Here is a 14,503-nt window from a genome sequence, read left to right as displayed (position 1 = left end):
TTTAATCAATTAATGTTGATTTTAACAAAAATATCTGATAAAATTGTTTCAATAAAAAAGAATAAAGTATTTTAAAAAGAATACATATATTATTGAGAAATATGAGGTATTTGTTATGAAAACAAGTTTTTATACGGGGAAAATAGAGGATGAGTCTGCGATATATTTTGACGCAGACCATTTTAATATTAGTAATGATGGAATAGTGGATGTATCAGATGAACTGCAAAAAGCAGTTAATATGGTTGTAGAAGAATACGGTTATGGAATTGTATTTGTTCCTGAAGGAAAATATCTGTTAAGTAAGACAATTTATATTCCAAAGGCAGTAAGAATAATCGGATATGGAGAAAAAAGACCTGAATTTATATTAAAGGATAATGCATTAAATTTTAATATATCAAAGGAAGACGATAAAGGTCATTTTAGATATTTGTTCTGGTTTGTGGACAGAGTTGTAACGGAAGGGACAAATGTGAATGCAAATGATGCTAATCCGGGAACTTTCTATAGTGCAATGTCTAATGTTAATATTAACTTAGGTAGAGAAAATGATTATGCGGTAGCTTTTAGGACACATTATGCACAACATGCTTTTTTAGCTCACATTACAATTAACGTCAATTCAGGAATGGCAGGAATATATGATGTGGGAAATGAAATGGAGGATATAGAAATTGTCGGTGGAAATTACGGAATAATCACTACAAAGTGTTCTCCGGGATGGCCATTTGTAATGGTAGATACAAAATTTGAAAATCAGAAAAAAGCAGCTATTTTTACAAGAGAGGCAGGTCTTACAATAGTAAGAACTGATGTGAAAAATGTGCCACAGTTTGTAGAGGTACAGGATGGATTTTTTGAAAAATTATATGTAGAAGATTCTATATTTAAAAATGTGGATAAATTATTGAATATTGCATTAGAAAATAATTCGTTAACAAGTATTTATGTAAAGAATTGCTATTTAGAAAAATGCAATGTTATCGTAAGTTATAAGGATACAGAAAATACAATAGATAATAAATATGATTGTGCACATATAAATGAATATATACATGGAATAACAGCAAGTGATGAGTATCCTGAAAAACAAATTAAAGATATATTATATATAGGAGAAAAGCAAATTGACTATAATGTTTTGTATACAGATTTAAAGACTTTACCTGAAGTAAAACAGTGGATAAATGTTAAGAAAAATGGTCTTATTGGAGATGGAGTTACGGATGATACAAAGGTTCTTAAGGAGTTAATTGAAAAGTATACATATCTTTATTTCCCACAGGGAGAATATTTGCTTACAGATACTATCAAATTAAAAGATGATACAGTTATTATTGGACTTAATCCTGTTTCTACTAAATTTATACTTAAAGATAATGCAGAAAGATTTACCGGATATGGAAAAGGTATAGCATTTATTGAAAGTGGAAAAAGCAACATATTATTTGGTATAGGAATAGAAACAGGTGGAAAAAATCCAAGAGCAATAGGACTTAAGTGGAACGGCGATATTGATTCATATATTAATGATGTAAAAATGTTTGGTGGACATGGAAATCTTGTTAAAGGTACAGGAGCGTTTGAAATGCCTTATAACTCAACAAGAACTGCAGACAGTAATCCTGAGCGTATGTGGGATTATCAGTATCCATCAATAGTTGTTAATGGTGGCGGAGTAATTAAGGATGTGTGGTCTGCAAGTCCTTATGTAACAGCAGGAATAACTATCGAAAATACTGATACACCGGGAAAGATTTATTGTATGTCACTTGAGCATCATTGTAGACATGAATTGTTGATGAATAATGTTAAGAACTGGACAATCTATGGAATACAGACAGAGGAGGAAGTGGCAGAAGGCGAATTTGCAAGACCAATAGAACTACATAATTGTGAAGATATTACATTTGCAATGACATATCATTTTAGAACAATATTTGTAAATAAGCCTTATGATTATTGTGTAAAAACATTTGACTGCAAAAATATTTCATTTATAAATGCACATAATTTCTCACAAATGAAATACACAATCGATAATTATCTTTTGGATGTAAACTCAAATGTAGAAATAAGAACATGGCAGGCAACAAAGATTGATATAAAGGGAAATGTTGGCAGAAATATTAGAATAACTAAAACTAATGAACCACAAAAATTATATAGTGGATTCAGATTCCCTGATGGAGGGATTTGTAATCAAAAAGGTGATTTCTATTTTGTAGACAGTCTTGATAAGAAAATTTATTGTGTAGACGGAAAAGATTATAAACTTACTGAAATATTTGAATCACCTTATAAAATTAATTCTGTGGGATTTGATACAAATGACAGAATAATAATTGTTGGAGAATATGTGATTCCAAAGAATGCTACAGTAGATGGAAAAAAACAGGAAAATATTTTGCCTTCGGACTCATATGGTACTTCATATGGATTTTGGTACAACAGAGATGCCTATACAATAGTATTTACATTAGATAATAATGGAGAAATGCAACCATTAGATATGGTGGAAATGGGCAAAATAGAACCTGATAGAGTTATATATCCTGGTAATAGATGGAGAGATGGTTCAGATTATAAAGAAGTTTTAGGATATAAGCCTGAAAAAGCCTGGATAGCAACAGATGGAAAAACTATAATTCCAAATCATTATGATTTAATAAGGAGTAATAACTTATCGATTTCATCATGTGGCAAAAAAATGTATTCAGTTGATGAAATGTACAAAAGAGTATTTGAGTGTACAGTTGATAAAAATGGTTATCTTATAAATCCGAATGTAATAATTGAAGAGGGAGATTATTGCGTTAGAAATATTAAAGATAATATTTTGGTTGGAGATGACGATATAAAAATATATAAAAATGGAAAAATTGTAAAATCTATTCATGTAGCGTCAAGACCATCTACATTTGATATAGGTGGAACAAATAAAGATACTTTGTTTATAACGGCAAGAGATGGGATTTATGTAGCAAAAATTGATTTGGAGGAGAATGATGAATAGAAAGGTTTATATTGCAGTAACAGCAGCACTTGCATCGATGTTATTGTGGAGTTGTGGAGAAAGTGATAACAAAACAGCTAAAAAGAATGTGACACAAAATGTTACTGAGGCACAGACAGAAGAGAAAATAGAAAATGCAATTGACTATGAAAGTGATGGTGAACCTGTAAAAGATGCTACAGTATTTGGAGAAAATACATATGTATTTTCTCCGGAAGATGATAAAAATGAAATTCAGTCTAAAGTAGATGAAATTTATAAAAAACAGGAAACAAATCAGTTCGGAAAAGAGAGATATGCAATTTTATTTAAACCGGGTGCATATGATACATCATTATCTGTAAATGTTGGTTATTACACACAGGTATCAGGACTTGGAGTTTTACCTACAGATACAAATATTAACAAGTTGTGGGTCAACGCTGACTGGATGTATCATAATGCAACATGCAATTTCTGGAGAAGTGCAGAGAATTTTTCAGTAAATGAATATTGTATGTGGGCAAATTCACAGGCGGTTTCACTTAGAAGAATGAAGTTTAATGATGGAATGGTTCTCAGTGATGGAGAAGGGTGGTCAAGTGGTGGATTTATGGCTGACTGCTATTCAAATGGAACAGTTTCATCAGGTTCACAGCAGCAGTATCTTACAAGAAATGATTTTTGGAGATTGTGGGATGGCGGAGTTTGGAATATGGTTTTTGTTGGGATTGATACTGTAAGAACTCCGGCAGGAACATGGCCGTATTCGCCATATACAAAAGTGCAGACTACACCTGTTATTCAGGAAAAGCCATACCTTACATATGATGAAGAATATGGATACGGAGTTATTGTTCCTGAACTTAGGACAGATGCTGTTGGAGTATCATGGGAAAGTGGAACAAAGGGTAAATTTGTCAGCTTAAATAAATTCTACATCGCAAATCCAAATACGGATGATGCAGATACAATTAATGAGGCTTTAGCAGCAGGCAAAAATTTATTACTAACGCCTGGAATTTATGAAATAAATAAACCGTTAAATGTTAAAAATAGCGATACAATAGTATATGGAATGGGAATGGCAACAATTGTATCTGTCAATGGAAATAAAGCAATGAAAATAGCAGATGTTGACGGGGTGAAAATAGCAGGAGTGTTATTTGAAGCAGGTGAAAAAGAGTCAGATACATTGCTTGAAGTAGGTGCAAAAAAGAGCGATGTTTCTCATGGAGCAAACCCTACAACTTTAAGTGATGTATACTTTAGAGTTGGAGGCTCAAGCTACGAAGGAAAAGTTGAAAATTGTATTACAGTAAACAGTAATGACGTTATTGGCGACAATTTATGGGTATGGAGAGCAGATCATGGAGATAATGTGGCATGGGACAAAAATACAGCAAAAAATGGTGCTGTAATTCATGGTGATAATGTAATTATGTACGGATTGTTTGTAGAACATTTTCAGGAATACCAGACAATATGGGATGGAAATGGTGGAAGATTATACTTCTATCAAAGTGAGATACCTTATGATGTTCCAAATCAAAGTGAATTTATGAGCAATAATGGTAAAGTAAATGGATTTGCGTCATTAAAAGTGGGAGATAATGTATTAACATTTGAAAGTTATGGCGTAGGTGTATATAGTTACAATAGAGATGCTACTATTACAATAGATAGAGCAGTAGAGGTCCCTGATATTGAAGGAGTAAAATTACATAACACGGTAACCGTTATGTTAAATGGACATCCGGGAATAGAACATGTAATCAATAACAGTGGATACGGAGTAAAATCATCCGGCGCAACAGCAAGAATAGTGGAATATGAAAATGGAGAACAGAATAATATGGTCTCTCGGAATCTTGAGTAATCATACCAGCAAAATAATGGAATTAAAGTGGAGGCTTTAATAAAAAGGGAATCGGGAAGTCTTGATTTTACTGGCTTAGAGACTCCGAGAGATTATTAATAAATAAAGGAGGAAAAGAAATGATACTTGATGAATGTTATGTACTGCAAAATGGAGTAAAGATTCCTAAATTAGGATTAGGTACATGGCAGATACCAAATGGAAAAGACACATACGATGCTGTTTCATATGCTTTAGAAACAGGATATAGACATATTGATACCGCAGCAGCATATGGCAATGAAGAAAGTGTTGGCAAAGCAGTAAGAAATTCAGGAATACCAAGAGAAGAAATATTTATAACTACAAAACTTCCTGCCGAATGTAAAGGCTATGATATTGCTAAAGAATGCTTTAACAAATCAATGGAAACACTTAATTTAGGATATATTGATTTGTATCTAATACATGCACCTTGGCCGTGGGATGAGTGGGGAAAAGACTGTACAGAAGGAAACATAGCAAGCTGGCAGGCTATGGAAGAAATTTATGAAGCAAACGAAGCTAAGAGTATCGGAGTATCAAATTTTGCAAAACAGCATTTAGAGCCGGTGTTAGAAATTGCTAAGATAGTACCAATGGTAAATCAAATCTGCTTCCATATAGGTAACAGACAGGAAGAGACTATTGAATTTTGCAATAAATATAATATGCAGATAATGTAATATTCTCCGCTTGCAACAGGAAATATTGTAAATGACAAATATATAGAAGTAATTGCAAGAAAATATGGTGTTACAATACCACAGGTGTGTATAAGATATTCGTTACAAAAAGGCAATGTTGTAATTCCTAAATCTACAAAGAAAGAACGTATAATAGAAAATTCAAAAGTAGATTTTGAATTAACAAAAGAAGATATGGAATATTTAGACAAAAAATAAATATAGAAATAACACAAAATCATAGAAAAATCCTATGATACACTTAAGGTTAATTAACTGAACCTAAAAGAGTTAGAACTAAAATTGGGTAATCGAAGTTTTTGATGGTTTGTCAATCTATTTGATGGTCTTACGTGAGGGTTTGTGATATTAACTAAAGGCATTTGTCACCGCCGGTTCAAATTGACAGCGGATTTTGCTTAGAACCAAAGGTTCTAACAGCAAAATATAGCTGGAGATTTAGAACTGCTGCGAGTGACAAGCAGCGCGAGCGTTATTAAGTTAATATCACAAACCCTCACAATTAAGAAATCTAATAATTAGAAAATCAACGTAACTTTAAAGTGCATCATAGGAGTTTTTTATATCCATCCACCATCAACAGTGATAATCTGACCGGTTAAATAATCACTGCCATTTACTAAAGAGAGTGCAGTCAATGCAATGTCTTTAGGAGTTCCAATACGTCCGGCAGGAATATCGGTTACAATTTCATTGATATCATCTGAAGAAAGGTGGCTGTTCATATCAGTATCAATAATTCCACATGAAATGGCATTAACCTGAATATTTGAAGGCGCGAGTTCTTTAGCTAAAGCTTTTGTAAAAGAATTAATTGCACCTTTAGTTGCTGAGTATGCGACTTCACATGAAGCACCGACATTTCCCCATACAGAAGAAATGTTAATTATTTTACCTGAATGGTTATGCAAAAAATGAGGAACCAGTTCTTTTGACAAAAATATAGGCGCTGTTACATTTGTATTCCAAATATAATTCCAATCGTCAATTGATAAATCCTGAATTAATCCAACAACAGATATTCCTGCATTGTTAATAAGAACGTCAACTGAAATATTATTATTCTTTAAAAATTTAATTAAATCAGATATAGTTGACTGCTTTGATAAATCACCCTGAAACAGGAAAATATTAACATTATATTTTGAAAGCTCATTTTTTAAAGAACTTAGGGTGTCAATATTATTGTGACAGGTTGCTACGATATTAAAACCATTTTGAGCAAAGATAATTGCAATTTGTTTGCCGATTCCACGGGAGGCTCCCGTTATTAAAACTGTTTTATTCATAATTAATATAATATCAGTAATGAAAAATTAGTTATATTAAAACTTCAATGTATTGAAAAATATAAACGTATAAAAAATTTTTACACAGAAGTATAAAAAGTTTGTATTTATAAAATTTTTTATGTTAAAGTATTTCAAAACATTAAAACTTTTCCATAGTTGATAAAATCCTTCCTAAAAACTATTATCAACACAATAATAACACATATTTAATATAAATTAATATAGATATAGTAAATTTAGAATAATATAAATTAATATTTAGATATTAAAATACAATGAAATAATTTGCCACAAAATTGATTTAATTTGTTCACAAAAAGCAAATAGATAACTGGTAATATATAAAATTGTTGTAGGAAGCATTATGAAAATGACACTTATTTAATGCACTATTGATAGTGTAATAGTGGCATGAATTGTCAAAGTATCTTTGTTGACAATAATAGACAGTGTTGTTATAATGTACAACGTAATAATTTTGTAATAAATAGTGAAAGTACACGGAGGTTTACATGAAGCACTATAGAAATATGACAGCGTTAGCGTTTGGAGTATTAGCAGGAACAGCAATTTTTGCAGGTGGAAAAACGGTAGCGGCTGACACATTAGACACTGAGATTGCAGGTGCTGGAATTGCAGTTGCGTTGAATGATTACACAGCAGGTGTTGCAACAGAAGCAGAAACACAGGCTACAGATATTTCAACTTTAATTCCACAGCAGTCGGCAGAAGAAGCACAGCAACAGGCAGCTCAGGCAAGTAAAGATAAGGAAAACAAATATTTTGAGGATATTGCAATTACATCTGTAACAGGTGATGATTACGTAAACGTAAGAAAGAAACCTAGTACTGAAAGTAAAGTTGTTGGTAAAGTATACAGCAATTGTGGCGCAGTTATTCTTGAAACAACAGAAGACGGATGGTACAAAGTCAGATCCGGAAACGTAACAGGTTACATAAAAGCTGATTATTTTGTAACAGGTTCAGAAGCAGAAGATTATGCATTGGATGCAGGTTATGTTATTGCTAATATGAATGACACAGGTATTCGTGTTAGAACAAAGCCTACTACAGAATCAGAAGTTGTGACTAACGTTTACCAGAATGAACATTATGTTATTAAGAAATTTAGTAAAGATGGATCATGGGTTAAGATTAAGATGAAGAAACCTGATGGCGAAGGAAGTATGAGTGGTTGGGTTTCAGCAGATTTCGTTGATGTTACAATAGATATGGATACTGCAATTACACTAAAAGAAGAAAAGGCTATGCAGGAAGCAATTTTAGCTGAACAGCAAAGAGAAGCAGAAGCAGCTCAGGCAGCTATAGATGCACAGCAACAGGAACAACAGAATCAGAGTAATACATCAGTTAATTATAATTCAAGTAGTTCAAGTTCAAGTAGTAGCAGTTCATCAAGTAGCAGTAGTTCATCAAGTAACTCAAGTTACAGTAAACCTGCAACAAGTAATAGCTCAAGCTCAAGCAGTTCATCAAGTAGCAGTAGTTCATCAAGCAGCTCGAGTAGCTCAAGCTCATCAGGTAGTGCTGCTGCAGTTGTAGCATATGCTAAACAGTTCTTGGGCAACCCATATGTTTATGGTGGCTCAAGTTTAACAAATGGAACAGACTGCTCAGGATTTACAATGTCAGTATATAAGCATTTTGGATATAGCTTGAATAGATCATCATATACACAGGTATACAATGGTGCAAGTGTATCAACAGGAAACTTACAGGCAGGTGACTTGGTATTCTATAAATATGGTGGCAATTCAATTAGCCATGTTGCTATTTACATAGGTGGTGGACAGATTATTCATGCATCTACAGAAGAAACTGGTATTATTATCAGTGGTGTAGGTTCACCTTGTGCAGCAAGAAGAATTATGAACTAAGAATAACATATAAAATAAGACCGAATTTTTCGGTCTTATTTTTTTGGCTCTTTGTCAAGCGTGGGGGTAATCCGAGTTTATACCAGGCTGTTAATAACATTCACAGCCCATGTTTCTTTTTAGTTAAATATGTTGGTAATTAGGGAGTAAAAAAGTAAATTGTTTTAGAATTTCGAAATTAATTCTTAAAGTATTAATCCGCACTGAGAAAATGGTTCATAATATTGGAAAAAAGTCAATAAAAAAATAGTGAAAATTACCAAAGAAAATCATTTTTATTACTAATACACAAAACAGACGTTCTTTTACGCCATAAAACAAAATACGACATGAATCAACAAAAAATAATGTTAATAGTGTTAATAACTAGATTGATAACTTGTTTTAAAGGGAAAAATGCCAAAAGAATATGTTAATAACTCAAATAATGGAGGAAAATGAATGTTAATAAGTTAAGGTGTCAAATTGTGCAATTTATACAAAAACATATGTCGAAAAAGATGTATGGAAAAATAGTGTAAATTTGTTAATAAAATAACACAAAATAAATGTGAAAAACTTGTAAATAAAGTTTGCTTTTCGCTTGTTAAATCTTATGATTATATGGTATAATTAATCCATCAGAAACGGAAAGGAAGTGGTACCATGAAAATTAAAATCATAGGTAGAGGCATTGAGATTACAGACGGATTAAGACAGGCAGTAGAGGACAAACTTAGCAAGCTTGAGAAGTATTTTGTACCAGATACAGAGATTATTGCCAGACTCAGTGTTGAAAAGGACAGTCAGAAGATTGAGGTAACAATTCCAGTAAAGGGAACTATTATTAGAGCAGAGGAGGAAAGCAGCGACATGTACGCTACAATCGATTTAGTATTAGAAACGATTGAGCGCCAGCTTGTTAAACATAAAAATAAACTTGTTGACAAGAAGAAATCATATAAAGAGTTATTTACATCAGAATTTATAGATGCAGATTACGAAGATGAAGAAGAAACAATAAAGATTGTTAAGAGTAAGAAATTTGGAATTAAACCAATGGATCCTGAAGAAGCTTGTGTTCAGATGGATATGCTTGGACATAATTTCTTTGTTTTCCTTAACTCAGAAACGGATGAAGTAAACGTTGTTTACAAGAGAAAAGGAAATACATACGGATTAATTGAACCGGAATTTGATTAAGATAGTTAAATAAATATTTAGATAATTATAAAAAGGAACTGCAAATGGTAAATGCCATTTGCGGTTCCTTTTTTGGCTCTTTGTAAAGAATGGAGTAAACCAAGTTTATAACCGGGATGCTAATAACATTCACAACCTCGAACTTTTCTTTTGCATACAGAAAACTAAGATTACAAATTATAAACATTGGATGCATTAAATGTTTATTAAGTAATATGGTGCAAGAGATTAATTAAAGAATAGAATCAAAAGCAATAGAACTGTAATATAAATATAAAAATATTTTTATGAACATATAATAAATATTTAGATGTTAAAAACGATTCAAAACAAAACTGACTAGACAATTTGCATAAAAAATATGGCTGCCAAATATCGAAATATACAAAAATTACGTTTACGAATAAAAGCAGTTTTATTTTATAGAAAAAAAGTGGGGTAAATTTTATAATATAAACAGTGCAGTAAAACGTAAAACGTTAGGGGTTTTGCTATATGAGGTTTAGATTGCACGCTACGATTGGGCGCACATATGTGCAATATATTGAGGAGGTTTTGATTATGCGAAATGCAAAAAGAATTGGCAAGAAATTGCTTGCTTCTTTTTTGTGTGTAACAATGACAGCAGGATTACTTACGGGTCTATATACATACAAGAACAATAAAGAAGTAAAAGCAGCAACAACGGGTTTTACCAGCAATGATTTCTTAAAATGTGATGGTACATCAATTAAGAATAATTATGGTAAAGGAAACATGGTGTACTTAAGAGGTACAAATACGGGAGGATGGCTTGTACAGGAAAGTTGGATGTGTTCTACAAATGTACGAGACCAGAAAACACTTATGTCAAATCTTGAAAACAGATTTGGAAAAAATACTATGTATGAATTACTTGATTTGTATGAAAACAACTATTGGTCAGAATCAGATTTTGACAATTGTAAGGAAATGGGAATGAGTGCAATAAGGGTTCCGTTTACTTACATGAATCTATACAAATATGACAATTCTAAGTCGGATTGGGTCCTTAGAGATGATGCTTTTAACAAACTTGACTGGTTTGTTGAGGAATGCAGTAAGAGAGGAATTTATGTAATTTTGGACTTACATGGGACATTTGGATCACAAAATGGACAGGATCATTCAGGGGAAGTAATTGACAACGTATCTGACGTAACATTTTTCTCAAATAACTATTATAAAAATAAAACATTAGAATTATGGAAGACAGTAGCAGCTCATTATGCAGGAAATCCGGCAGTGGCAGCTTATGATACCTTAAACGAACCGGGTGAAAAAGCCGGAACTACATCTTCTAAGCATTGGGCATTTTATGATCAGATGTATAAAACAATAAGATCAGTTGACCCTGACCATATTATCATTATGGAATCATGTTGGGGAACTGCAAATCTTCCAAAACCATCAGATTATGGATGGAGCAATGTAATGTATGAATATCATCACTATACATGGAATTATATTAGTGATTTACAGGGACAGAAAGATTCATGTAAAAATCTTATTAACAGCATAAATAATGCTAATTATGGAGTTCCTACATATATAGGTGAATATACATGCTTTGGATTGGAAGATGCATGGACATATGTTATGGATGAATTTAACAAGGCAGGATGGAATTACACATCATGGGCATATAAAACAAATAATTCGGGTTCATGGGGAATTTATCAGGAAAAGACAACGCAGAAGGTAAATCCTACATCGGATTCTTTAGCAGATATTAAGGCTAAATGGAGCAAGGATTCAATTGGCACAGGTTCAAAGAGTAGTAATGGAATTGTGTATAATACAATGAAAAAAGCTATGCCGGGAACAATTGTTTTTGCTGATAAGGCATTAACAGATGCGGATTATTTCTCAATTAAGGCAACTATAAATAACAAATATGTTTGTGCGGATAATTATGGACAGTCTAATTTAGTAGCTAACAGAGATTCTGCCGGTGCATGGGAACAATTTAGAGTTATTTATAATTCAGATGGAACAGTATCTTTCCAGTCTAGAGCAAATAATAAATATTTATGTGCTGTTTTTGATGATACAGATAAAGAAAACCTGGTAATTCCAAGAAGTAATGCAATTGGAACATGGGAAAAATTTTATGTTGAAAAACAGAGTGATGGAACATATGCGATTAAAACATATTTAAATAATTATTATGTTCAGACAGATATAAATGATACAACATCAGGAATATTACATGCCTGTGGAACTTCAGTTGGAACATGGGAAAAGTTTGCACTGGAAGCAACTAATGCATCTGCAATTCCTGGAAATAGCCAACCTGTAGAAACAACTACACAGCCAACAGTTGAAACAACAACTACACAGCCTGTAACAGAAACAATAACTGAAGCTGTGACAAAACCACAGACTGAAGGAAAATTAATTTCAAAGAACAAAACAGTAACAGTTTCAGGAAACGAAAATGATACATTTACAGGAAAAAATATAGTTGATGGTGATGATGGAACAAGATGGTCATCAGACTTTGCAGATAATGCGTGGGCATGTATTGATTTGGGTAAGACATATGAAATTAATAATATGGTGCTTAAATGGGAAGCAGCTTATGCAACAGAATACAGAATAGAAATTTCAAATGATGGCGCTTCCTGGACAACTGCAAAGACATTAAATAATCAGACAGGAGGAACTACAACAGTATCTCTTAATGGAGTAAAGGCCAGATATGTAAAGATGCAGGGTGTTAAGAGAGCGCTCCCTTATGGATATTCTATATGGGAAGTTGAAGTTTATGGAAATGAAACTCAGGATGATTCAGAGCCTGAAGTAAATGTAGATGTACCTGACACACAGGGCAAATATGGAAACAATTTTAAAGCAGTAGCGTACTATCCAAACTGGTATGGAGATATTACATCAAGCATTCAGTGGGATAAATTAACTACAGTAATATATTCATTTGCGTTGCCAAATGCATCAGGTGTACTTGATTCTGTAGACGGTTCTGCAAATGTAATTAACAGTTTGATTGAGGCAGCTCATAATAGTGGAACAAAAGTAGAAATGGCAGTTGGAGGCTGGTCATATTCAGATGGAAGTTTGTGCCAGTATGCATTTGAAAAAGCAACAAATACTGACGCAAAATGCAGAAGCCTTGCAAATAGTATTTTATCAGTAGTTGATAAGTATGGATTCGATGGTGTTGATATTGACTGGGAATATCCAACAGCAAGTTCAGCAAATCAATTTACGTCATTCATGAGATATTTGAGAGAAGGATTAACAAAGAGAGGATTGACATTATCGTCAGCAGTTGCTGCTACCAGTGGAACATATCAGACTGATGAAGTTCTTAACATGGTTGACTGGATTAATGTTATGGCATATGACGGAGATAGTGGGGCAGGACATTCACCATATAGCTTACTTACAAATTCATTTAACTATTGGAACTCAACAAGAAAAGTAGACGCGTCTAAAATTGTACTAGGTGTACCTTTCTATGAAAGACCTAACTGGGCGTCATATGCAGATGTAGTTGCTAATAATTCAGCAAATGCATATAAAGACTCAGCAGTTATTAACGGAACAACAGTTTACTATAATGGTTTAGATACAATGGCTAAGAAAGCTACATTTGCAGCACAGAATGCTGGTGGTATCATGATTTGGGAAATTAGCCAGGATAGTAAAAATGCTACATATAGTTTGTTGAACCAAATTTACAAATCAGCTACGGCTATTGTTGGTACAGGTGGAAAAGCTACAGTAACGCAGGTTCCGGGAACTGTAAAAGTAGATTCATTTGGTGGAAAGACAAGTTCAATTACAATGAATACATCTGATAATACAACATATGCAGGAAATTTAACAAATGAATCATATTTAGACTATTATATTAAAGTCCCTTCAAAGGGTAATTATACAGTTGATTTGAAATTAGCTGCTGGAGATAGTAAATATAATGCAGATAACATAATTGTGAAGTTAAATGATAATAATGCGGCAACAATGGCAATTACAGCAAGCAATTCATGGACAAACTTTATTAGTCATAAAGTTACAATTAATTTTGCAGCAAAAGGAACATATAAATTAACTTTAGTTGTAAATGGAGGAGCATGTAACATAGCTGATTTTACAGTTGAAAAAGAAACACAGACTATTCCGGAAGAAACAACAACTACAACAAAGGAACAGGAAACAACTACAAAAGCACCTGAAACAACAAAGGCACCTGAAACAACTACAACAAAGGCATCAGAGACAACAACTACAACAAAAGCGCCTGAGGTTACAACAAAGACACCTGAAACAACAGAAAATGTAAGCCAGTATCCAACATGGGATAGTAATACTGTATATACAAATGGAAACAGAGTTTACTATAACGGCAAAGTATATCAGGCTAAATGGTGGACAGTTGGTGAGAATCCTGAAACTTGTGGACAGTGGGGAGTATGGAAACAAGTGTGATGTTAACAAATATTTTACAAAATAGTAACAGTATGCAGGGGATAATATGTTGAATA

6 protein-coding genes and 1 pseudogene are annotated in these 14,503 nt (G+C 32.9%); 6 read left to right on the top strand and 1 reads right to left on the bottom strand.

Annotated elements, in window-relative coordinates:
• Positions 1-115 precede the first annotated feature (115 nt).
• From N5B56_RS12625 to N5B56_RS12615, 3 genes and pseudogenes are all read left to right on the top strand, one after another.
• Positions 116-3,019: a glycosyl hydrolase family 28-related protein gene (locus tag N5B56_RS12625; RefSeq protein ID WP_117910389.1), complete on the top strand. Its 2,904-nt coding sequence runs from the start codon at positions 116-118 to the stop codon at positions 3,017-3,019.
• On the top strand, positions 3,012-4,877 hold the full coding sequence (locus N5B56_RS12620) for a hypothetical protein (protein ID WP_117910388.1): 1,866 nt from the start codon (positions 3,012-3,014) through the stop codon (positions 4,875-4,877). The genes N5B56_RS12625 and N5B56_RS12620 overlap by 8 nt, the downstream gene beginning before the upstream one ends.
• Before the next feature lie 119 nt (positions 4,878-4,996).
• Positions 4,997-5,800, top strand: a pseudogene (locus N5B56_RS12615) (aldo/keto reductase family protein).
• Between the two features lie 362 nt (positions 5,801-6,162).
• On the opposite strand, the gene ymfI reads toward N5B56_RS12615, so the two are convergent.
• Positions 6,163-6,891, bottom strand: coding sequence for an elongation factor P 5-aminopentanone reductase (gene ymfI, locus N5B56_RS12610; RefSeq protein ID WP_117910387.1), 729 nt, complete (start codon positions 6,889-6,891; stop codon positions 6,163-6,165).
• A 515-nt stretch (positions 6,892-7,406) separates the two neighbouring features.
• Here ymfI and N5B56_RS12605 point away from each other — a divergent pair.
• The 3 genes from N5B56_RS12605 (at position 7,407) to N5B56_RS12595 (ending at position 14,447) form a co-directional block, all read left to right on the top strand.
• Positions 7,407-8,792: a C40 family peptidase gene (locus tag N5B56_RS12605; RefSeq protein WP_022089651.1), complete on the top strand. Its 1,386-nt coding sequence runs from the start codon at positions 7,407-7,409 to the stop codon at positions 8,790-8,792.
• 645 nt (positions 8,793-9,437) lie between these two features.
• Entirely contained in the window at positions 9,438-9,974 is a 537-nt protein-coding gene (gene hpf / locus N5B56_RS12600; protein WP_022089650.1) for a ribosome hibernation-promoting factor, HPF/YfiA family, read from the top strand.
• A gap of 561 nt (positions 9,975-10,535) precedes the next feature.
• The gene (locus N5B56_RS12595; protein ID WP_260979124.1) at positions 10,536-14,447 is read left to right on the top strand and encodes a glycosyl hydrolase family 18 protein; all 3,912 of its coding nucleotides are present in this window, start codon (positions 10,536-10,538) and stop codon (positions 14,445-14,447) included.
• The last annotated feature ends 56 nt before the right edge of the window (positions 14,448-14,503 follow it).

Source organism: Eubacterium album, assembly GCF_025336545.1.
In the GTDB taxonomy this organism is placed as follows: domain Bacteria; phylum Bacillota; class Clostridia; order Lachnospirales; family Lachnospiraceae; genus Eubacterium_U; species Eubacterium_U album.
Note: the sequence above shows the minus strand (reverse complement) of the source record. Positions and strands in the feature narration are given on the sequence as shown.